General features: G+C 66.8%; 24 protein-coding genes. 11 read left to right on the forward strand and 13 right to left on the reverse strand.

Features of this window, described 5'->3' with window-relative positions; genetic code table 11:
* Nucleotides 1-3: 3 nt before the first annotated feature.
* Nucleotides 4-1,119, forward strand: coding sequence for a glycosidase (locus KYX69_RS08565; protein WP_300496108.1), 1,116 nt, complete (start codon nt 4-6; stop codon nt 1,117-1,119).
* Between the two features lie 129 nt (nt 1,120-1,248).
* A complete protein-coding gene (locus KYX69_RS08570; RefSeq protein ID WP_300496109.1) occupies nt 1,249-3,762 on the forward strand; it encodes a TonB-dependent receptor in 2,514 nt (837 codons plus the stop codon).
* Between the two features lie 138 nt (nt 3,763-3,900).
* Here the strand turns inward: KYX69_RS08570 and KYX69_RS08575 are convergent, their stop codons facing one another.
* The 13 genes from KYX69_RS08575 to flgB form a co-directional block, all read right to left on the reverse strand.
* Nucleotides 3,901-4,803 (reverse strand): flagellar motor protein MotB, encoded by a 903-nt coding sequence (locus tag KYX69_RS08575; RefSeq protein ID WP_300496111.1) that lies wholly within the window; start codon nt 4,801-4,803, stop codon nt 3,901-3,903.
* A gap of 3 nt (nt 4,804-4,806) precedes the next feature.
* The gene (motA, locus tag KYX69_RS08580; RefSeq protein ID WP_300496113.1) at nt 4,807-5,670 is read right to left on the reverse strand and encodes a flagellar motor stator protein MotA; all 864 of its coding nucleotides are present in this window, start codon (nt 5,668-5,670) and stop codon (nt 4,807-4,809) included.
* A gap of 95 nt (nt 5,671-5,765) precedes the next feature.
* Nucleotides 5,766-6,674: a flagellar hook-associated protein FlgL gene (flgL, locus tag KYX69_RS08585; RefSeq protein ID WP_300496115.1), complete on the reverse strand. Its 909-nt coding sequence runs from the start codon at nt 6,672-6,674 to the stop codon at nt 5,766-5,768.
* Nucleotides 6,675-6,679: 5 nt separating this feature from the next.
* Nucleotides 6,680-8,011, reverse strand: a complete 1,332-nt coding sequence (flgK, locus tag KYX69_RS08590; protein WP_300496117.1) for a flagellar hook-associated protein FlgK — start codon at nt 8,009-8,011, stop codon at nt 6,680-6,682.
* Nucleotides 8,008-8,358, reverse strand: coding sequence for a rod-binding protein (locus KYX69_RS08595; RefSeq protein WP_300496120.1), 351 nt, complete (start codon nt 8,356-8,358; stop codon nt 8,008-8,010). The genes flgK and KYX69_RS08595 overlap by 4 nt, the downstream gene beginning before the upstream one ends.
* Nucleotides 8,355-9,449 (reverse strand): flagellar basal body P-ring protein FlgI, encoded by a 1,095-nt coding sequence (locus KYX69_RS08600; protein WP_300496122.1) that lies wholly within the window; start codon nt 9,447-9,449, stop codon nt 8,355-8,357. The genes KYX69_RS08595 and KYX69_RS08600 overlap by 4 nt, the downstream gene beginning before the upstream one ends.
* Nucleotides 9,450-9,460: 11 nt before the next feature.
* Entirely contained in the window at nt 9,461-10,138 is a 678-nt protein-coding gene (locus KYX69_RS08605; protein WP_300496124.1) for a flagellar basal body L-ring protein FlgH, read from the reverse strand.
* Nucleotides 10,139-10,148: 10 nt separating this feature from the next.
* Nucleotides 10,149-10,937, reverse strand: coding sequence for a flagellar basal-body rod protein FlgG (gene flgG / locus KYX69_RS08610; RefSeq protein WP_257843954.1), 789 nt, complete (start codon nt 10,935-10,937; stop codon nt 10,149-10,151).
* Nucleotides 10,938-10,961: 24 nt separating this feature from the next.
* Nucleotides 10,962-11,705, reverse strand: a complete 744-nt coding sequence (flgF, locus tag KYX69_RS08615) for a flagellar basal-body rod protein FlgF (RefSeq protein ID WP_300496129.1) — start codon at nt 11,703-11,705, stop codon at nt 10,962-10,964.
* Nucleotides 11,706-11,731: 26 nt separating this feature from the next.
* Nucleotides 11,732-13,021 carry a flagellar hook protein FlgE gene (locus KYX69_RS08620; RefSeq protein WP_300496132.1) on the reverse strand — a complete coding sequence of 430 codons (1,290 nt, stop codon included), beginning with the start codon at nt 13,019-13,021 and terminating at the stop codon, nt 11,732-11,734.
* A gap of 22 nt (nt 13,022-13,043) precedes the next feature.
* A complete protein-coding gene (locus KYX69_RS08625; protein WP_367280183.1) occupies nt 13,044-13,730 on the reverse strand; it encodes a flagellar hook assembly protein FlgD in 687 nt (228 codons plus the stop codon).
* On the reverse strand, nt 13,730-14,143 hold the full coding sequence (flgC, locus tag KYX69_RS08630; RefSeq protein ID WP_300496134.1) for a flagellar basal body rod protein FlgC: 414 nt from the start codon (nt 14,141-14,143) through the stop codon (nt 13,730-13,732). Before flgC ends, KYX69_RS08625 begins: the two co-directional genes overlap by 1 nt.
* Before the next feature lie 3 nt (nt 14,144-14,146).
* On the reverse strand, nt 14,147-14,500 hold the full coding sequence (flgB, locus tag KYX69_RS08635; protein WP_300496452.1) for a flagellar basal body rod protein FlgB: 354 nt from the start codon (nt 14,498-14,500) through the stop codon (nt 14,147-14,149).
* A 223-nt stretch (nt 14,501-14,723) separates the two neighbouring features.
* Between flgB and KYX69_RS08640 the strand changes: the two genes are divergently transcribed.
* From KYX69_RS08640 to KYX69_RS08680, 9 genes are all read left to right on the forward strand, one after another.
* Nucleotides 14,724-15,410 carry a MotA/TolQ/ExbB proton channel family protein gene (locus tag KYX69_RS08640; protein WP_300496137.1) on the forward strand — a complete coding sequence of 229 codons (687 nt, stop codon included), beginning with the start codon at nt 14,724-14,726 and terminating at the stop codon, nt 15,408-15,410.
* The gene (locus KYX69_RS08645) at nt 15,407-15,949 is read left to right on the forward strand and encodes a flagellar motor protein MotB (protein WP_300496140.1); all 543 of its coding nucleotides are present in this window, start codon (nt 15,407-15,409) and stop codon (nt 15,947-15,949) included. The genes KYX69_RS08640 and KYX69_RS08645 overlap by 4 nt, the downstream gene beginning before the upstream one ends.
* Entirely contained in the window at nt 15,946-16,455 is a 510-nt protein-coding gene (locus KYX69_RS08650; protein WP_300496143.1) for a flagella basal body P-ring formation protein FlgA, read from the forward strand. The genes KYX69_RS08645 and KYX69_RS08650 overlap by 4 nt, the downstream gene beginning before the upstream one ends.
* 257 nt (nt 16,456-16,712) lie before the next feature.
* Nucleotides 16,713-16,997, forward strand: a complete 285-nt coding sequence (gene flgM, locus KYX69_RS08655) for a flagellar biosynthesis anti-sigma factor FlgM (protein WP_300496146.1) — start codon at nt 16,713-16,715, stop codon at nt 16,995-16,997.
* On the forward strand, nt 16,984-17,298 hold the full coding sequence (locus tag KYX69_RS08660) for a flagellar protein FlgN (protein ID WP_300496148.1): 315 nt from the start codon (nt 16,984-16,986) through the stop codon (nt 17,296-17,298). Before flgM ends, KYX69_RS08660 begins: the two co-directional genes overlap by 14 nt.
* A 200-nt stretch (nt 17,299-17,498) precedes the next feature.
* Entirely contained in the window at nt 17,499-18,374 is an 876-nt protein-coding gene (locus KYX69_RS08665) for a lytic transglycosylase domain-containing protein (protein WP_300496150.1), read from the forward strand.
* A gap of 6 nt (nt 18,375-18,380) precedes the next feature.
* The gene (flhA, locus tag KYX69_RS08670; protein ID WP_300496152.1) at nt 18,381-20,471 is read left to right on the forward strand and encodes a flagellar biosynthesis protein FlhA; all 2,091 of its coding nucleotides are present in this window, start codon (nt 18,381-18,383) and stop codon (nt 20,469-20,471) included.
* Nucleotides 20,468-21,208: a sigma-70 family RNA polymerase sigma factor gene (locus KYX69_RS08675; protein WP_300496153.1), complete on the forward strand. Its 741-nt coding sequence runs from the start codon at nt 20,468-20,470 to the stop codon at nt 21,206-21,208. Before flhA ends, KYX69_RS08675 begins: the two co-directional genes overlap by 4 nt.
* Before the next feature lie 46 nt (nt 21,209-21,254).
* On the forward strand, nt 21,255-21,608 hold the full coding sequence (locus tag KYX69_RS08680; RefSeq protein ID WP_300496156.1) for a YbaN family protein: 354 nt from the start codon (nt 21,255-21,257) through the stop codon (nt 21,606-21,608).
* Nucleotides 21,609-21,625: the final 17 nt, after the last annotated feature.

Genomic DNA, 21,625 nt, shown 5'->3' on the forward strand with positions numbered 1-21,625 from the left:
GCGGTGATCGAAGACACGCTGATCTTTTCGCCTGACGATGTCGATCTGTCGCGCTCGCCGCTGCGCCGGTCGCTCGATGCGGGCACCTATGTGCTCGGCGCGTTCAATCCCGGGCTGACCCGCCTGCCCGGCGGCAATCTGTTGCTGATGGTGCGGGTGGCAGAGGCACTGACGCAGCCGGTGGTCGACGGCCATGCCCGCGCGATCCGCTGGACGGCCGACGGCTATGTGCTCGATTCCTACCCGCTCGATGCCATCGAGATGGACGATCCGCGCACCTTTCGTCTGCGTGGCACCGGCCCGCGCCTGTCGGGTCTGACCTCGCTCTCCTGGCTGCTGCCGGTCGAGATTGCGGGCGATGGACGCAGCGTGGTGAAGGTCCATTACGACAAGGCGATAGAGCCATCGGCGTCGTTCATGGGTCTCGGGATCGAAGATGCGCGGATCAGCCTGATCGGCGGCGCGTGGTACATGACCGTGTGCGCAGTGTCGGACGAGCGGCAATGCACCGCGCTCTACCGGTCAGTGAACGGGCTCGATTATCGCTGCGAAGGGATCGTGCTCGATCACCAGAACAAGGACATGTGCCTGTTCGAGGGGAAGGTCGGCGGCAAGTTTATGGCGCTGACCCGCCCGCTCGGCGAAGCATGGTTCGCGCCGCCACCCGACAGCACCTATGCGGGCGGCCCTGCAATCCAGCTCGCCCAGTCGCCCGATGCGCTGCACTGGAAGCCGTTGGATGCGCCCGGGCTGCGCGCGCGGCGTGGGACCGCGACCAATTTGCGTATGGGCGGCGGAACACCACCGGTGCTGACGCCGCAGGGCTGGCTGATGCTCTATCACGGCGTCGAACAACGCGGCGCGATCGGCACCTATCGCACCTATTGGGCGATGCTGGACCGTGACGATCCTTCGGCCCTGCTGCGGCAGGAGGATGGGGGGCCTCTGCTCGAGGAGCTGCCCGCGCTCACCGACCCGATCGCCGATCGCCGCTATCTCCCGTCGTCGGTGGTGTTCAGCACGGGAATCGTCGATGCGGGTGACAGCTGGATCGTTGCCAGCGGCGAGGCGGACCTGGCCTGCCGCATTTCGCATGTCCCCAAAGCACGATTCGCATGATCGCGCCTTCGCAGTGGCACAATTTTGCGACAAAGCGCGGTTAGTGCGCACTGCCGGATAGCGGTCGGCTCATATTTTCGGTTGTGGAGTAAGTAGATGCGGCAAGCGGCGTGGATCACGGCTGTGTTGATGACAACGGCCTCGCCCGCGGCGCTGGCCGCGACCCAGACCGGTGTGCCTTCCCCCGCGACCGCACCGCAGCAAGCCGAGCCGGAACAGGAGTCCGGCGCGCCGGGTGGCTCGACGATGGGCGACGAGGTCGAGGAAGTGGTCATCACCGGCAGCGCGCCGCGCGGGTCGGTGCCTGGCGACGTCAAGCCCGAGCTGGTGCTCAATCCCGCCGATATCCGCGCTTATGGCGTGGGTTCGCTCGCCGAGCTGCTGACCGAGCTGGAGCCGCAGACGCGCAGCGGACGCGGGCGTGGCGGGGGCGCGCCGGTGCTGTTGCTCAGCGGGCGGCGTATTTCCGGCTTCGGCGAAATCCGCGACATTCCGCCTGAAGCGATCGAGCGGATCGACATTCTGCCGGAAGAGGCTGCACTCAAGCTCGGCTATCGCGCCGACCAGCGCGTCGTGAATATCGTGCTGCGCCGCCGCTTCCGCTCGTTCACGGTCGAGCTTGATGGCAGCACAGCGACCGATGGCGGAACCGGGGGACAAGATGTCGAGCTGAGCATGCTGCGGCTCAACCCCAATGGCCGCATCAACCTCGACCTCGAATATGAGCGTGACACCGTGCTGCTGGAGAGCGAGCGCGACATCATTCAGGATCCGCTGTTTCCGCGCCAGGACACGCAGTTCCGCTCGCTGCGCCCGGCGACGGACAGCTTGACGCTGAACGGCGTGCTCAGCCGCAATATCGGCAAGACCGTGGCGACCGCGAATCTGCGGATGGAACAGAATTGGAGTGATTCGCTGCTGGGTCTTCCGACTGGCGGCACCGATCCGCTCGAGCGCAGCAGCACCACCAACACGCTGCAGGGCGGCGTGTCGTTCAATGGCGATATCTCGACCAAATGGCGCTGGTCGCTGACCGGCAATTGGGACCGGATCGAAAGCCGCACGCTGACTGACCGCGACACCGGCCTGACCGATTGGGCGCAGTCGGTGTCGAATGTCGGATCGATCGACGGGCTGGTCAACGGACCGCTCGCCGAGTTGCCGGCGGGCGCGATCAATACCAGCCTGCGCCTGTCGGGGCGGACCAGCGACCTTGACGCGCAATCGCGGCGTGCAGGGCAGTATGTGGCGACCGATATCGGTCGGACCAGCGGAAGCGCGCGCGCCAATATCGACCTGCCCATCGCCAGCCGGAACAAGGATGTGCTGAGCCCGCTCGGCAACCTGTCGCTCAATGCCAATGCAGAGGTTGAGCAGCTATCCGACTTCGGCACGCTGTTCACCTATGGCTATGGTGCCAACTGGTCGCCGATCGATGGGCTGCGCATGCTCGCCTCGTTCACCGAGGAGGAGGGGGCACCCTCAGCCCAGCAGCTGGGCAATCCGGTGGTGGCAACGCCCAATGTGCGCGTGTTCGACTTTGTGCGCGGCGAGACGGTCGACATTACCCGGCTCGATGGCGGCAATCCGGGCCTGTCGGCGGACAATCGCAGCGTGATGAAGCTGGGGCTGAACTATCAGCCGGTGCAGAAAATCGATCTGAGCTTCAACGTCGATTACACCAAGAGCACGATCCGCGATCCGATCGCGTCCTTCCCGACCGCGACCGCCGAGATCGAGGCGGCGTTCCCCGATCGCTTCGTGCGCGACGGCAGCGGTCGCCTGATCCGCATCGACAATCGCCCGGTCAATTTCGCGCGCAGCGAGCGCGAGCAGATTCGCTGGGGCATCAACTTCTCCGCCCCGATCGCCTCGCCGCTGGCGCGCAAGGCGGCGGAAGAATTCCGGGCGCGGCGCGAGGCGATGATTGCCGCGCGCGAACGCCAGCAGCAACAGGGCCAGCCGCAGCCGGGGCAGCAGCAACAAGGTCAGCCTGGTGAAGCTGCGCCGCAAACGCCGCCTGAGGGGGCGCGTCCTCCCCGTGGCGAAGGTGCGCCTGGCGCTGGGCCGGGTGGCGGCGGTCCGCGCTTTGGCGGGGGCGGCGGACGCGGCCCCGGCGGCGGTGGCTTTGGCGGCGGCCCCGGCGGGCCGGGCGGCGGCGGGCGGCTGCAGATCGGTGTGTTCCACACCGTCGCGCTGACCGACCGGATCGAAATCCGCGACGGCCTACCCGCGCTCGACCTGCTAGACGGCTCGGCGACGGGCAGCCGGGGCGGATCGCCGCGCCACCAGGTCGAGGTGCGCGCCGGCGTGGTCCGCGACGGGATCGGGCTGCGCGTCAACGCCGACTGGCAGAGCGCGACGCGGGTCGATGGCGGCGTGACCGGCACCGGCCAGCTGCGGTTCGACGATTTCGCCACCGTTGGGGTGCGGCTGTTCGCCAATCTCGGTCCGCAGTTCAAATTCGTGCGCGACAATCGCTGGCTGGCGGGCACGCGCGTGGTGCTGTCGGTCGACAATGTGTTCGACAGCCGGTTGCAGGTCACCGACGCGACGGGAGGGACGCCCTATAGCTATCAGCCTGCCTTGCTGGACCCGGTTGGCCGGACGGTGCGGATCAGCGTGCGGAAGCTGTTTTTCTAAGGCGTCTTTGGCGTCGCTCACGCGACGCGCGCGGCACCGGCCCGCTCCCCTACCCGGCCACCCATCTAGGATACTCTGCTTGGGTGGCCGGGTGGGGGAGCGGGCCGGTGCCGCACTTCAGCGCAAGCTGAAGCGAACTTACTTGTCCAGCTTGCTCTTGCGGTAGAGCAGGGTGATCGCGACGCGGCGGTTACGTGGGTCGGCGGGGTTGGCGGCGATCAGCGGTTCGCGGTCGGCGACGCCTTCGATCCGCTCGAAGCGCGACTCCGGTACGCCCGCCGCGACCAGCCGGCGACGCGTTTCCTCCGACCGCGCGCTCGACAGCATCCAGTTGTTCATATTGGTCGGGTCGCCATAGCGCAGACTGTCGGTATGGCCGCGGATCATCAGCGGATTGTCCGAATCCGCGATCGATTGCGCCACCAGCTTCACCAGCGCCGCCGCATCGGGGACGAAGCTGGTCGTGCCGAGCGCGAACATCGAATAATCGGCATCGTCCATCAGGTCGATGCGCATCCCCTCCCGCGTCGGCACGAACCGCACCTGCTTGCCGAGGCGTGTGAGGCCATTGGCCTTCATCTTGCGCTCGATTTCGCTCTTCATCCTGGTAAAGGCCTTGCGGTCGGCGGCGTCCATCGCCTCCTTATTCTTCAAGCTGCCTTTCTCGCCCGTGCCGACCCGGTCGCCACCGGTTGCGCCGGCGGGGATGGTCATCGACCGCGTGCCGGTCTGCTTGGCGTTGGTCGGGTAATTGTCCTTACCCTGAATCGCATCGCCGCCGAACAGGCCGTTGGAACCGGCGCTGTTCTGCTTGAACTCGATCAGTGTCGGCGCAAAGTAATCGGCGAGCGCCTTGCGCTGCTTCTCATTGGTTGCGCCGAGCAGCCACATCAGCAGGAAGAACGCCATCATCGCCGTCACGAAATCGGCGTAGGCGACCTTCCACGCGCCGCCATGATGACCCCCGCCGCCTTCGACGATGATCTTCTTGACGATGATCTTGGGCGGCTGCTTCGCCGCGTGCGGTGCCCTGGCCGTCACGGATTACCTACCGCGCAGACCGTCGAACACTTCGGCGAAGCCGGGCTGGTTATGGTGCGCGATGCCGCTGCGCGCGGCTTCGATCACCAAGGGCTGCGGGTGGCCGTGGAGCGAGGCGATGATGATCTGCTTGACCGTGTGATAGATCGCCGCATCAGCGTCGATGATCTGCTTCAGCCGCCCGGCGAGCGGGCCGACCAGGCCATAGGCCAGCAGCACGCCAAGAAACGTGCCGACCAGCGCCGAGCCGATCATCCCGCCCAGGATGTTGGGCGGCTTGTCGATCGATCCCATTGTCTTCACCACGCCCAGCACCGCCGCGACGATGCCCAAGGCGGGCAGTGCGTCGGCAAGATTCTGGAGCGCATGCTGCGGCTCGGCGACCTCATGATGGTGGGTCTTGATCGCGTTATCCATCACCTCTTCGACCGCATGCACGTCGAGCGTGCCGGACGAGACGACCACCAGCCGCAGCGTGTCCGCGATCAGGCTGGTCAGCGCGTGATCGGCGAGCAGCCGCGGATATTCGGCGAAGATCGCCGAGGATTTGGGATCCTCGACATGCGGTTCCAGCGCGATCGGTCCGTCGATCCGCAACAGTTTCATCAGCTTGCTGACCAGGAAGATCGCGTCGAGATAATCCTGTTTCTTGTATTTGGGGCCCTTGAGCACCTTCACGAATCCGCCGCCCAGCGCCTTCAGCTCGCGCCCCGAATTGCCGATGATCAGCGCGCCGACTGCAGCGCCGCCAATGATCAGCATTTCGTGCGGGAGGGCGTGGAGCACGGGTTCGAGCGCGCCGCCGGTCAGCGCGAAGCCGCCGAACACCATCGCGATCAGGACGACGAAGCCGATTGCTGGAAACATGAGTGCGATCTTCCCCCGAAGTCACCGGAGCCGCCGGAACGGGCGGACTATTCAAACATGTCTAACGACCGATTCACCGCAAACTTGCGTGGAAATCAGCGCAGATAATCGAACAACGACAGGCTGGTGAGCTTGGTGAAGCTCGCCTGCGTCGCCTGCAGGATGGTCAGCGTCTTCTGCAACTGGGCGATGGACTCCGCGGTGTCGGCGTCCTCGATGCCGGTCCGCGCCGCTTCGCGCGTGATCTCGGCCTCGCCCAGCCGTTCGGCCTCGAGGTCGAGGCGAAAGGCGCGTGCGCCAACCGAGGCGCGGGTGGTGCCGACATGGTCGAGGGCGGCGTCGAGGTCGCGCATCGCGGTCTCGACGCCGCCCGCCGCTCCGTCCGGCCCGAGAGCCGCGGCGAAGGCGGAAAGGATCTGGAACATGTCGGTGGCCCCGCTGGACCCCGTGATGCCGCCGAACGCACGCGCACCGCTGGTGGTTGCGGCGATCGATTCATTTTCGCCGATCGGGATCGCGGCAGGCTCGCCTCCGCCGGTCCAGGCAATGCTGCCATCGGCCTGGACGGTGAAGGCCGCGTCACCTGACGTGCCGCCGAACAAAGGCTGGCCGCGCGTGTCGGTGCTGTTGGCGACGCCGATCAGGTCGGTAAGGATCGTTTCGATCTCGACCTTGATCGCCGCGCGGCCTTCGGCAGTCACCGTGTCGCTGTTCGCCTGGACCGCGAGCGTGCGCGCGCGCTGAAGCTGGGTCTCGACTTGATCGAGCGCCGTGTCGGTCGCGCCGAGCAGCGCCTGTGCGGACTTGATGTTGGCACCATAAGCGCTGTCGTCCGCCCCCGCGCGTTTGAGGCCCGACAGTTGCTGCCAGCCCGATGCGCTGTCCGACGGGGCGAGGATCTTCTTGCCGGTCGCCACCTGCGTCTGCAGCCGGTCGGCCTGGCTGCTCAGGCTCGCCATCATCAGCGAGGGGCGATCATAGCTCTGGCTGGTCGTCACGCGCATGGGGATCACCGGATGTCGAAGAGGGTCTGGAGCGTCTCGCGGGCGACCTGGATCACCCGGCTCGACGCCTGATAGGCCTGCTGGAAGCGGATCAGATCGACCGCCTCCTCGTCCACATTGACGCCGGTCACGGAATCGCGCGCCGCGACCGCGTTGCTGCGGATCGTCGACTGGACCTCGGCAATGGCGCGACGGCCCGCGAGCGCGCTGGCATTGCCGGTGGTCAGCGTGGTGACCTGGCTTTCGAAGCCCTCGTCGCGGCGCAAGGTCGCGAGCGCGGTGAGGTTGCCATTGTCGCGCTCGCCCCCGCCCGGTGCCGCCGCAGCGATGCCGCGCGGATCGGTCAGGGCGAGGCGGAAGTCGCGCGCGCCGGTCGCTTCGAACATCGGTTCGCCGGTCGCGCCATCGAGGTCCTCGCCGCCCGCCTGCACTGCGTTCACGCCGTCGGCGAAATCGGTGGCGAGCATGTCGAGCGCGGCCTTGGCATCGGCAAGGCGGGCCGCGCCTTCGGCAACCCCCGCCAATGCGCCGCCGCTCGGCGTCAGCGCCTGCGACCCTTCGATCCCATAGACGGCGAAGGACACCGCGCCGTCGCTGCGCGCATAGGTGGCGATCGCCGCCTGGTCGCCCTGCACCAGCAATGGCCCGCCGCCCCCCGCGCGCACCGTGGCGCGGCCCGCAGCGTCAAAGCTGGCCGCAACGTCGGTCAGCGCCGCCATCGAATCGAGCAGCCGGTCGCGCTCATCGAGCAGCGCTGCCTGTGCGCTGCTGCCCTGTGCGGTGCGACCCAGCGACCCGTTGACCTTGGCGAGGCCGGCGGTGAGCGCGTTGAGATCGTTGACTGCGGCGTCGGCGGTGCCGTCGAGATCGGCGGCCGCGCCTTCGATCGCGCTGGCGGTCGCGGTGAAGCTGTGCGCCAGCGTGGCGGCGGCTTGCAGGAAGGTCGCACGCGGCGCGCTGGCCGAGGGATCGGCGGCGAGTGCGGTCGCGGCGTTGAAGAATGCGGTCATCCGCTCGTCGAGCTTGTTGCCGGTCAGCGCGCTCTCGATCCGGTCGAGCCACACGATCCCCGCCTCGCTCCGCGCCAGATCCGATCCGGCGGCGCGCACTTCGGCATTGCGCAGGTCGCTTCCGGTGCGGGTCACGCCGCTGACGGTGACGCCAAGGCCGTTCAGCGTTCGCCCCGATGCGTCGCCCGGTGCTGCCACCTCGCGCGTCGATGCGATGCGGCGCGAATAACCGGCGGTCCCGGCATTCGCGATATTCTCGGACGTCGTGGTCAGCGCGGTCTGGTAGGCGCGCACCCCGCTCGCGCCGATCGAGAGCATGTCGGTCATGGCGTGTTACCCTTGTCCCTATCCGCGACCGGGGTCTCGGTGACGCTGCCCGCCTTCGCCAGGAATTCGGTCATCGCCTTGCCGATCCCCATCGGCGTGTGCGCGGCCATATTCTCGGCCAGCTTCTGGTCCTGCATGTCGCGGAACTGGTCGAGCGCCTGGCTTTCGAACAGGCTGTCGGCCAGCTTCGCCTTGCGCATCGACGACAGCATCATCTTGGTGAAGATCGCCTCGAACTTCTCGCCCGCCGCATCCAGGTTGTCGCGCGTGCCAAGGCGCGCGGTATCCGTGGATACGCTGCCGGTCAGCTTGAGCGATACGGGGGCGGGGGCGCGAAGGTCGGTCACAGGACGATCAGCTCCGCCTTGAGCGCGCCGGCCTGCTTCAACGCTTCGAGGATCGCGACCAGATCGGCCGGCGATGCGCCGATCGCGTTCACGGCCTTGACCACATCGGCCAGCTTGGGACCCGGATCCATCAGGAACATCGGCCGCTTCTCCTCCTCGACGCCGACGCCGCTCTGCTGCTCGACCCGGGTCTCACCCTGGCTGAACGGCAGCGGCTGAACGACCCGCTGGGATTCATCAATACGAACGGTAAGTTTACCATGGGTTACCGCGGCGGGGCTGACACGGACGGCCGAGTTGATGACCACGGTGCCGGTGCGCGCGTTAACGATTACCTTGGCCGCGGCCTCGGCCGCATCGACGGTGAGATTCTCGATCTCGCTCATGATCTGCGCGCGGACATCGGCCCCCTGCGGCGCGGTGACGGCGACCGATACCGCGTCGATCGCGCGGGCAGTGCCGAAGCCGTAGCGGCCGTTGATCGCATCGGCGACGCGCTGTGCCGTGGTGAAGTCTGCGCGGGCGAGGTTGTAGGTCAGCGTCGGCGCGGTGGCGAAGCCGGTTTCGACCGCACGCTCGACCGTCGCACCCTCAGGGATGCGGCCCGATGACGGGATGTTGACGACGATCTTCGACCCGTCTGCACCCTCTGCACCCAGACCGCCGACGGCAAGGTTGCCCTGCGCCATCGCATAGATCTGACCATCGGCACCCATCATTGGGGTCAGCACCAGCGTGCCGCCGCGCAGACTCTTCGCCTTGCCCATCGACGACACCGTAATGTCGAGCTTCTGCCCCGGTTTGGCAAAGGCGGGCAGCTCGGCGGTGACCAGCACCACGGCGGCATTCTTGAGCGCCGGGTTGACGCCGGGCGGCAGCGCCAGCCCGAAGCGGGCGGTGACGCCCTTCATCGACTGGACGGTATATTCCAGATTGTCGTCACCCGTGCCGGGCAGACCGACGACGATGCCGTATCCGGTCAGCTGGTTGGTGCGGATGCCCTGAAAATTGCCGAGATCCTTGATCCGCTCGGCCGCGACGGGCTGGGCGAGGATCAGGGTGGCGAGCAGAGCGAGGAGAAAGCGGATCATCGATGCTATCCTCAGAACGGGCTGATGGCCTGGAAGAAGCGGCTGAACCACCCCTGCCGGGCGGCGCGGGCGACATCGCCCTTGCCGGTATAGGCGATGCGGGCATCGGCGACGCGGGTCGACGCGATACGGTTGTTCGCATCGATATCAGTGGGGCGGATGATCCCCTTGATCTGCACGAACTCGTCGCCGCGGTTGAGCGTCACGCGCTTCTGACCCTGCACCAGCATCGTGCCGTTGGGCAGCACGGCGGCGACGGTCACACTGATCTCGCCCGACAGCGCGTTGGACTGATCGGCCGCGCCGGCTCCCTTGAAGCCGCGCTTGCCGCTGATGCTGGCGTCGCTCTGACTGAACAGGCTCAGCGCACCGGTGGTCGGGGGGGTCAGCGAAAAGCCGCCGCCGCTGTCGAGATCGGTGCTCGCCGATTTGGACGCGCTGGTACGTTCGACCAGCACGATCGTCACCGGATCGCCGACGCGGCGCGCGCGCGTGCCTTCGTGGAGCGCGGCATAGCCCTCGCTCACCTGAAAGATCGATCCATTGGCGGCGGGCGGCGCCGGCGCCGGCGTTGGCAGGGTGACGGTGAAATCCTCTGGCGGCTGCTTCTTGCCGAACAGCTTCGCGTCGACCGGCTGTGCGGCGAACGCGCAGGCGGTGAGGGCGGCGAGGGCGGATAATGTGCGCATGATCTGGCCCTCAGACGTTCTGGTTGATGTACTGGAGCATCTCGTCGCTCGCCGAGATCATCTTGGAATTGACCTCGTACGCACGCTGGGTCTCGATCATGTCGACCAGTTCCTCGACGACATTGACGTTCGACCCTTCGAGCATGCCCTGACGGATGTTGCCGCGCCCGTCCTGCCCGGCGATGCCGAGATTGACCGCGCCGCTCGCCGCGGTTTCGACGAGGTAGTTGTCGCCGATCGCCTGCAGTCCCGCGCTGTTGGGGAAGGCGGCGATCTGGATCTGGCCGACCTGGCTTGCCTCGGTCTGGCCCGCGATGGTTGCACTGACCGTCCCGTCGCTGCCGACGGTGATCGACGTCGCACCTTCGGGAATCGTGATGCCGGGCATCACCTGATAGCCCTCGCTCGTCACCAGCATGCCTTCGGGCGAGCGCGCGAAGTTGCCGGCACGGGTATAGCCGAGCTGGCCGCCGGGCATCTGCACCTGGAAATAGCCATTGCCGTCGAGCGCCATGTCGAGCGCGTTGCCCGTGGTCTGCATCGCGCCTTGGGTGTCGATCCGCGCCGTCCCCTGAATGCGCACGCCGGTGCCGAGATTGGTGCCGGTGGCATAGCGGGTCTCGGCGGTGCTCGCCGCGCCGGGCGCAGTGACGACCTGATAGGCAAGCGCCTCGAAGCTCGCCCGGTCGCGCTTGTACCCGGTGGTGTTCACGTTCGCGAGGTTGTTCGAGATCACCCGCATGCGCATGTCCTGGGCATCAAGCCCAGTGCGCGCGATGTGCATTGCTGCGGAACCCATGGGTCTATTCCTTCCTGAAATTTCTTAGCTGACGCGCATGAGCGAGGCGGAGCTCTCGTCCATCGACTTGGCGTCGCGGAGCAGGTTTGCCTGCACCTCGTAGCTGCGCTGGTTCTCGATCATGTCGACCAGCGCCTGGGTGAGATTGACGTTCGATCCTTCGAGCGCGCCGGTCATCACCGTCGCGTCCAGATCCTGCGGCAGCGCGCCGCCGCCACGGACGTGGAGCAGATTGTCCAGCCCCTTGACGGTGGTGCTACCCTTGTCGCTGACCAGCTTGATCTGATCGATGGTCTGCGGCGGCTGCGTCGGATCGGCGCCCGGCGGAACGATCGACAGCGTGCCGTCGGCGGCGATCATGATCTTGTCGTGCGGCGGCACGGTGATGGGGCCCCCCGACCCCATCACCGGGAAACCGTCGCCGGTTTCCAAGACGCCACTCGGCGCAACGCGCAAATCGCCGCGCCGTGTGTAAGCTTCGCTGCCATCGGTCGCCTGCACCGCGAGCCAGCCTTCGCCGGTGATCGCGATGTCCAGCCCGCGGCCGGTCTGGGTGATCGCACCCGCGCGCCGGTCCATATCGACCACCGTCTCGACGCTGGGCTGGCGGCTGTCATGGCCGTCGCCCTGCACCAGCAGGCGCTCGAAATTGATGCGGTCGGCGCGGTAGCCGATGGTCGAGGCGTTCGCGATGTTGTTCGCGATCGTCGCCTGCGCCTGCATCTGACCCTTGAGGCCGGACAGGGCGGTGTAGACGAGTCTATCCATCGCGAATGCCTCCTAAATCGCTGAAATCAGCTGCGGATGTTGAAAATGGTCTGCGAGATCTGGCTGGCGGTATCGAGCGCCTTGGCGTTCGCCTGGAAATTGCGCTGCGCCGCGATCAGACCGACCAGTTCCTCGGTAATATCGACGTTCGAGCGTTCGACCGCGCCCGACATCAGCCCGCCAAAGCCGTTGACCCCCGGCTCACCGAGCCGCGGTTCGCCCGACAGGCCGGTCGCGGCCCAGGTCGAATTGCCGAGCTGACGCAGTCCCGAGGGGTTGGAGAAGTTGGCGAGCGCCATCTTGCCCAGCGCCAGGCTGTCGCCGTTGGAGAAGCTGGCGCGGACGATGCCGTCTTCACCCACCGTCACGCCGTCGAGCTGGCCGACTGCCTTGCCGTCCTGGCTGCGGCCATCGATGCTGAACGGCGCCCCGAGCTGGGTCGTCGCGCTGCCGAAATCGAGCGCGATGCTCTGCTCGGTGGTGCTCGACCCGACCGTGAACGGCGCGAACTGGGTCGGTGCGGTCGGGCTGGTCAGCGCGCCGCTCGAGTCAAAGGTCAGCGTGACCGGCTGCGGGTTGGCAGCATCGGTACCCAGCTGGCGGTCGCCGACGAAGCTGTAGACCGACCAAGTGCTCGGCGTATCGGTCGTCTCGCGCACGAAATAATTGGTCATGGTCAGCGGATTGCCGCTGGCGTCATAGATCGTGGTCTGGGTCGAGTTGTTGTAGGTGCCCGGATCGAAGCGGTCGAACGCATAGGGCGTGTCCTCGCTGAACCGCGATGCTTCCGACGGGACCGCCGAATAGGCCGACAGGTTCAGCGACAGCGCGACATTCTCGGTCGCTTCCGGAACGCCGCTGGTCTGCGGCAGGCGCAGGTTCACGGTCGAGCCCAGGCCGGTCGCGACGACCGCACCCGATCCGTCAACCGGATAGACCTGAAGATAGGCGCCCTGCGAATCGGTGACGTAGCGGTCGCTGTCGACCAGGAAGCTGCCGTTGCGGGTGAAATTGACCCCGGCTGCGTCGAGGCTCGGCTTGACCGCGAAAAAGCCGTCGCCGGCGATCGCGATGTCTAGGCTCGATGCCGATTGCTGCATCCCGCCCTGGCCGAATTGCTGGCGGATCGCCTTCACCACGGTGCCCGACCCGATCATCTGATTGGGGTTCAATGACACGCTCGATGCGATCACGTCGGCAAACTCGGTCCGGCTCTTCTTGAAGCCGTTGGTCGAGACGTTCGACAGGTTGTGCGAAATGGTCGACATGTCGGTCTGCGCCGCCTGAAGACCCGAGAGCGAGGTGTAGAAGGACATCGAAATTGGCTCCTGTTTGGACTCAGCCGATCTGGCGGACGGCGGTGGTGGACACCTGGCCGATGCCAGGCAGGGTAAGGACCGGGTTGCCGTCGCTGCCCATCGCGACCGCAGTCACGGGGGCCCAGACGAGCGGTTGTGCGGAAACGGCAGCGCCATTGGCGTCGCGCGCGGCAACGCGGATGGTGAAGGGGCCATCGCCGGCGGGTTCGCCGGTGTCGGTGGTGCCATCCCATTCGAATTCGGTGCGACCCGCCGGCGCCGCGCCGAGCGAGACGCTCTTGAGGATTTCGCCGTTCGGCCCCTCGATCACGACATTGACCTCCGCCGCAGCGGAGCCGAGCTCGATCATCCCGCCGAGCGACCCATCGGTGCGCGGATAGGCGACATTGCCTTCGGTCAGCACCGTCCGGCCGACCCAGGACACCAGATCGGTGGTCGAGGTGGCGTTGAGCTTGGCAGCGATCGCCTGCAGCGTCGTGTTCATCTCGCTGATCCCGGCCAGCGACGAGAATTGCGCCATCTGCGCCACCATCTGGGTGTTGTCGACCGGCTCGAACGGGTCCTGATTCTTCATCTGCGCGGTCATCAGCATCAGGAAGTCGGACTGGTCCATCGCTGACGAACCCAGCGAATTGGTATCCGCCTGCGTCGTCGTGCCGGTGCGGCCGATGCCGAGATTGCTCAGCGTCGTGTCAAAAGCGGTCATCAGCTGCGTCCCAGGTTGAGCGTCTGGGTGATCAGCGTCTTGGCCGTCTGCATCACTTCGACATTGTTCTGATAGGTGCGGGCGGTCTCCATCATGTCGACCAGCTCGCGCGTCTCATCGACCGCACTTTCCCAGACATTGCCTTCGGCATCGGCCATTGGGTTGCCGGGGTCGTAGCGCTTGGTCGGCGCCTCGCCCGCGACGACGACATTCTCGACATCGACGGTCGCCATGCCGCTCGCGGCATCGAATGCGGTGCGAAACACCGGCTTCATCGAGCGATAGGCCTCGCCCGGGCTGGACGCGACCTGGCCGACATTGGCGAGGTTGGAGGCGGTGGTGTTCATCCGCACGAGCTGCGCCGACATGGCGCGGCCCGCGACTTGGAAGATGGAAAGCGGCTGGTCGGACATGGGTTATTCTCCCTTCAGCGCGCGCTTGAGCGTGTCGATGCGGCCGTTGAGGAAGGCGAGCGTCGTCTGATAGGCGACGGCATTCTCGGCGAACGCGGTCTGTTCGGTGGCGAGCTCGACGGTGTTGCCGTCGAGGCTGGGCTGCAGCGGCACGCGATATTTGGTCGCACCCGAGATCGGATCGGTGCCGGCCATGCCGGGCGTTTCGATCGCATTCAGTGCTTCGCGAAAGTCGATGTCCTTCGCCTTGAAGCCGGGGGTCGAGGCGTTCGCGATGTTCGACGCGAGCACGCCCATGCGCTGCGAACGCACCTGAAGCGCCGCGCCGTGCACCCCGAAGAGACTGTTGCTGCCCATATTGACGGTCCTCATGCCAATGTTCGGACGGTTCCTAGCAATGGGCGTGCCAGTTTGCGGGGAGCGGGCCGGAATCGCCGCATTTGCCGTTTTGGCGAGTAGGGGCGGCAAGGATTTGCCGGGCGGCGGCGGCGGATTTGCCGCTTTTGCCGGTCAGGCGTGCGCTTGCCGGGGTTTCCCACCCGGGGCGCGAATTGGCCCGGCGCTTGCAGAGCATATGCGCATGAATAGTGCCGCACCCACCGATCTCGCCGCGCTGGCCCCGCTCGACGCATCCGTGCTGCTCGACCCGCTGGCGCTGGCCATCGTGCTGGGCGGAACGGCGATAAGCGTGCTGCTGCGCCACCGTCTGGCCGATGTCGGGCGTGGGTTGGTTGCACTCAAGACGCTGCTGCGCCGCCCGTTCGACGCCGCGCAGCTGATCGCGCAGGCCGGGTCGCTTGAGAAGATTGCCAAGCGCCACGGGCTGATCGCGCTCGACCGGTCGGTGATCGACGATTCCGACATGGCCGCAGCAGTCGCGGCGGCAGTCGATGGCGCAACTCCGTCCGAGATCGAGGCAGTCATCCGCGACCGCGTAGCGACCCGCGTCGAACGCCACCGCGCGGTGATCGAACTGTGGAGCGGTGTCGCCGAGGCCGCGCCCGCCATGGGGCTGATCGGCACGATCCTGGGCCTCGTCCGCATGTTCGCCGCAATGGATAACCCGGACCGCATCGGCGCGGCGATGGCGGTGGCGTTGCTCGCTACCCTTTATGGCGCGCTGCTCGCCAACCTCGTCGCCATGCCGATCGTCGCGCGACTGAAGCGGCTCGCGCGGGTCGAAGCGGCCGAACGGCTGCGGCTGGCGGCCCCGCTGGCGCGCCTCGCCACGCTCGAACGCGCGCGCAAACGCGAGATCGCGGCTTGAGCGCGGCGCTGACCCCGGACAGCTGGGACGAGATCGCCCCGGCGCGATCGGTGTGGCTGATCACGCTCGCCGATCTGGCGCTGCTGCTGGTCGGATTCTTCGTCCTGCTCCAGGCGCATCGTGAGGCGGATCGCGCGCGGCTCTTCGCGGGCTTGCGTAACGGCTTCGGGGTCGAAGCACCGGCCCCGATCGACCCCATGGCGGTCGCCCGTGCGCGGGTCGATGGCTATGCCCCGGGCAGCGCCGATGCGGACCTCGCCGCCACGATCGCCTGGGCACGCGATGTCGCGCGCGACAAACGCACTGCCATCACCATCACCGGATCGACCGCGCCGACCGGCGATGTCGATCCGCGAACTGGCAGCGCCGCCATCCTCGCCGCTGATCGCGCGCGGACCGTCGCTGCGGCTTTGGTCGCACAGCGCGCGGTGTCGCCCGACCGCCTGATCCTTCGCATCGCGCCCGGCCATCGCCGTGCTGTGACGCTCTCCGTCGGCTTTGCTGGCGATCCCGAACTTCAAGCTGGAGATCCGCAATGATCGCACTCCTGATCGCCCTGTCCGGCCCGACCGGGGCCTTTCAATCGACCGAGGCGCTCGACCAGCTCGTCGAACGCTTTGCCGGAGCCCCGATCGGCGCCGAGGGCGGCGCGCGCGCGGCTGTAGACAAGCGCCTCAAGCTCGCACCGTGCGACACGCCGCAGCTCAGCTGGCGTTCGGCAGCCGAGGATGCGGTGGTGATCCGCTGTCAGGGTCCGCAGCAATGGCGCGTGTTCGTGCCGGTCAACGCCCTGCCCAAGGCTGCTGCGCCCACCGCGGCCACGCCTTCTCCGGTCGCGGCCAAGGTCGAATTCGTGATTCGTCGCGGCGATCCGGTGATGCTGGAGGCGGGTGCCGCCGGCTTCTCGATCACGCGCGAAGGGCTGGCGATGGCCGACGCTGCGGTCGGTGGTCGCGTGCTGGTCAAGACCGACGACAAACGCCCGCCGGTTGCCGCAATTGCGCTGGCCCCAGGCCGCGCGAAACTGCCCGGTTTCGGGGATTGAATAGCTTCATTCCTCCCCTGCGCCGCAGGGGAGGTGGCGCCGAAGGCGACGGAGGGGCCGCCCCGCAGAGGGCGGAATTTGCCGAGATGCCGACGGCTGTCTGCGCAGCCGCCCCTCCACCACCCGCTGCGCGGGCGGTCCCCCTCCCCTGAGCAAGCTCAAGGGAGGAATAAAAATTCGCCGCCCCTGCATTTTTTCCTAAAGCTCCCCGTCAAAGCGTCGTTTTCGCGTATGTCCGCAGAAAAAGGGTCGCAGACATGGTGGATCCAGTCGGCTTTAAGCCTGCATCACTCGCCCCTCGGCTCACGCCGGTGGCCGCTGCCGCGCCCGTGCGGTCGGTGGAAGGGGCAACGCAAGCTGCCACGACCAGTGCCGCCGCGTCGCTGACGCAGTCGGCGGCGGCCAGCGCCCCGGTCGATGCCGAGCGGGTCGCGCGGATCAAGAAGGCGATTGCCGATGGCAATTTCCCGCTGGTCCCCTCGACCATCGCCGACCGGCTGCTCGCGCTCAAGCTCCAGTGGAACCCGAATGACGCGGCATGACGCCCTGGTCCGCGTGATCGAGGCGCTCCACGCCGAGATCGCCGCGTTGAAGGCGAACGACGTCGCCGCGCTCGAACGCGCGACGCGCGAGAAATTGATGGGGATCGAGGCGGTGGGGGCCGCCAATGACGACAATCCCGCGCTGTCGGGCGAGCTCAGGGCGCTCGCCGAGGAAGCGCACCGGCTCAACGAGAGCTGCCGCATCTATGTCAACCTGATGGCCGCCAATGTGCGGCGGCGGCTGACGGCACTGACCGGCAATGATTTGCCGTCCTACCGGCCCGGACTTGCCGCCGGGTAGAAAGAAGATGCGCGCACAAAGGCACAAAGCCACAAAGTGCGCTAATCTTCAGGTGATCGCGCCGGCTCCTGCCTAGGGCGGCTAGCGCCGCAGGCATTCAATCTTCGTGGCTTTGTGTCTTCGTGCGCGAACCCACTTTTCTTATTCTGGCACGGCTCTTGCTGATCTCTCCGGACCCAAGGGGATGAGAAGCAAGGCCTATGACCGTACCTTCGATCGGAGCCAGAACGAACGTCACCACGGCGATTGCGACGGCGAGCCAGAAGACCGGCATCGACTTCAACTATTTGCTCGGCCAGGCGCAGGTCGAAAGCGGCATGCGCGCCGATGCGCGCGCGCGCACCTCCAGCGCCACTGGCCTCTATCAGTTCATCGAACAAAGCTGGCTCGGCGTGATCAAGGATCATGGCGAGAAACATGGCCTGGGCTGGGCGGCGGACAGCATCCGCCAGACCGCCAATGGCCGCTTCACCGTGTCCGACCCCGCGACGCGTCAGGCGATCCTGTCGCTGCGCAACGACCCGCAGGCCGCGTCGCTGATGGCGGCCGAACATGCCAGCGATAACAAGGACGCGCTGGAAGCATCTTTGGGCCGCGAAGCCACCGGCACCGACCTCTATATGGCGCATTTCCTGGGTCTTGGCGGCGCGCGCAAATTTCTGCGCGCCATGGATGCCGATCCGACCCGCGGCGCGGCGAGCCTGTTCCCCGCCGCCGCGCGCGCCAATCGCAACATCTTTTACGCCAGTGACGGGTCGCAGCGCACGCTCGGGCAAATCTATGAGCGCTTCGCCGGCAAGCTCGATCGCGGCGCCGCTGCGGTCGGCGCGACCGGCGCGGCATCGGGCAGCCTCGACGCCCGCTTCCAGACGCTCGTCGCCTCGCTCGGCGAGGATGTCGAAGTGGTGCTCGGCAATGACGCGGTCGGACAGGATCGCGGCTGGCTGACCACGCTCGACCGGCTGGAAAACGCCGGACGGCTCAAGGCGTCGACGCTGCCAACCGTCAATCCGCTGCGCCCGACGCCGGAAACGGCGCGGCTTGCCTATCTCATGCTCGCGCAGATGGGGGCCTGACCCGACATGAACGCACTTTCGCTCAAGGGCGGTATCCTCCCGGGCCTGCACAGCTTCGCGCTGCCCGTCGCTATTCTGGTGCTGGTGGGCATGATGGTCGTGCCGGTGCCGACCTTCCTGCTCGACGCCTTTTTCATCATGAACATCATCATCAGCCTTGCGGTGCTGATGGTGGCGCTCAACGCGCAAAAGCCGCTCGATTTCTCCGCCTTCCCGACCGTTCTCCTCTTCGCGACGCTGTTCCGGCTAGGCCTCAATGTCGCATCGACCCGCGTCGTGCTGGGTCATGGTCATGAGGGCGAGGCGGCCGCCGGCCATGTGATCGAGGCGTTCGGGACGTTCATGATCGGCGGCGATTACATTGTCGGCCTGTTCGTGTTCGCGATCCTGATCATCATCAACATGATCGTCGTGACCAAGGGCGCCGGGCGCGTGTCCGAAGTGTCGGCGCGATTCACCCTCGACGCACTGCCCGGCAAGCAAATGGCGATCGACGCCGACCTCAACGCCGGCCTGATTACCCCCGATGAAGCCAAAGCGCGCCGGATCGAGGTGTCGACCGAAGCCGATTTCTACGGCGCGATGGACGGTTCGTCGAAGTTCGTGAAGGGCGATGCGGTCGCCGGCCTGCTGATCCTGTTCATCAACATCATCGGCGGCCTGATCCTCGGCCCGGTCAGCCATGGGCTGACGCTGGGCGAGGCGGCGCAGACCTATGTGCTGCTCGCCATCGGTGACGCGCTGGTCGCGCAGATTCCGGCGCTGCTGCTGTCGATCGCCGCCGCCGCGATCGTGACGCGGGTTTCGGCGAACAAGGATCAGGACCTGACCGGCCAGATCGGCAGCCAGTTCGGCAGCCATCGCACCTGGACCCCGGTCGCGGCGATCACCGGCCTGCTGGCCTTCCTGCCCGGCATGCCCGCCCTTATCATCCTCCCCGCAGCGGCCGGTTCGGGTTACATGGCATGGAAGATGTGGCGCGCGAGCAAGCTGCCACCGCCCCCCGCCATCGTCGAGGCGGCCGAGCCGGTCGACCCCTCACGGATCGGCTGGGACGAGGTCACCGACAATATGCAGGTGATGATCGACATCGGCTATGGGCTGGTGCCGCTGGTCGATGAACGGCGCGGCGGCGCGCTGATGGGCCGGATCACCGGCGTGCGGCGCCAGCTGTCGAAGGAACTCGGCTTCGTCGTGCCGCAGGTTCGGGTCCGCGACGACATCAACATGGCTCCCTATGCCTATCGCATCGTCGTCGGCGGGGTGGTGATCGGGGAGGACAGCGTCTCGCCCGACGAGATGCTGGCGCTCGACACGGGTCAGGCGGTCGGCACCCTGCCGGGCAAGCGCGCCAAGGATCCGACCTTCGGCCTCGATGCGATCTGGATTTCGCCGGCCGACGCCGATGCCGCGACCGGGCAGGGCTGGCTGGTCGTCGATCCCGGCACGGTGATGGCGACGCACCTCAACCAGGCGCTGATCTCCAACGCCGCCGACCTGCTCGGCCCGGACGAGGTTCAGGCGCTGCTCGACGGGCTGCGCGAGCGTGCGGCGCAGCTGGTCGCCTCGCTCTCGCCCAACCCGCTGCCGATCACGACGCTGACCCAGGTGCTGCGCGGCCTGCTCGCCGAGAATATCCCGCTCAAGGAATTCCGCCGCATCGCCGCCGCGATCGCGCTCGCCGCGCAGCGCACCGCCGATGCCGACGAGATTATCGAGCTGATCCGCCCTGAACTCGGCCCGCTGATCATCCAGCGGCTGTGCGGAGTGCGCGAACCGCTGCGCGTGATGACGCTTGAGGGGCAGCTTGAGGCATTGCTGGGTCAGGCGATCCGTTCGGATCCGTCGAAGCGCCACACGATCGAGCCCGACCTTGGCCGCCGCATCGTCGATGCGCTCCAGCGCGCCGCCCAGCCGCTCGTCGCCGAGGCCAAGCCGTTCGCCCTCGTCGTCCAGCCGACGATCCGCATCGCGATCCGCAAACTCGTCCGCACCGTCCTGCCCGATACCCCGGTGATGAGCTTCTTTGAAGTGCCCGAGGACAAGTCGGTCGAGGTCGTCGCCGTGATCGGCGCACCGGAGGCACTTGCCGCATGACCTACCAGCCCGCCCCGAACGAATTCGCGCTGACCTATGATCGCCGTGGCGACACGAAGCGGGACATGGACGCGCTCGTGCGCAAGCATATGCCGCTGGTCCGCCGGCTCGCCTGGCACGTGCATGGGTCGATGAGCACGCTGATCGATGTCGAGGACCTGGTCCAGATCGGGCTGGTAGCCTTGGTCGAGGCTGCGGCCAGTTTCGAGGATCGCGGCCTCGTCAGCTTCGACCAGTATCTCCACACCCGCGTGCGCGGCGCGATGATCGACGAACTGCGGCGGCAGGCGACGATCACGCGGGGCGCGATGAAGCGCCGCCGCGCCTATCAGGACGCGGTGACCGCGCTGACCGACGACGGGAAGCGCCCGGACGAGGCGGCGGTCGCATCGAAGCTGGGCGTCACCGTCGACAAATTGCGCAGCGACTATGCCAGCGCAGAGGCGGTACGGTTCGATTCGATCGACGATGTCTATTCGGACGAAGGCCCGTGGTTCATGTCCGACGAACCCGATGCGTTCGACCAGCTCGCCGACGCCGACCAGCGCGAGGCACTGATCGAAGCGATTTCGGAGCTGCCCGAGAAGGAGCAGCTGGTGGTGCAGCTTTATTATGTCGAGGAACTGAACCTCGAGGAAATCGGTCAGGTGCTCGGCGTCGGCGCCGCGCGCATCTGCCAGATCAAGAAGAGCGCGCATGATCGACTGAAAAAGGGGTTGATGCGCCGATTGGGGTAACGCGCTTTTTGCGAGACAGTCGCGACTGGCGTGCTACGCAAGCGGGGTGCGTCGCCATCTCTATCTGATCGCCGGATTTATCTGTCTCGGCTTGGCCGTGATCGGCGCGATCCTGCCGGTGATGCCGACGACGGTGTTCGTGATCATGGCGGCCTATTGCTTCGCGCGCAGCTCGCCGCGTCTGGAACGCCGCTTGATCGAGCATCCGCGCTTTGGCCCGCACATCGTCCGCTGGCGCGAAAAGGGCGCGGTCAGCCGCAGCGGCAAGGTCGCGGCCAGCATCGCCTTTGCCGTCAGCATCGCGCTGACCCTCGCACTGACCGCGATGCCGTGGCCGCTGATCCCGATCGGCGCAGCGGTGGTGATCGGTGGCTGGCTATGGACCCGGCCTGAAGCCTGATGCCTTGCCCTGCGCGC

Source organism: Sphingomonas sp., from assembly GCF_030145815.1.
Lineage (GTDB): Bacteria > Pseudomonadota > Alphaproteobacteria > Sphingomonadales > Sphingomonadaceae > Sphingomonas.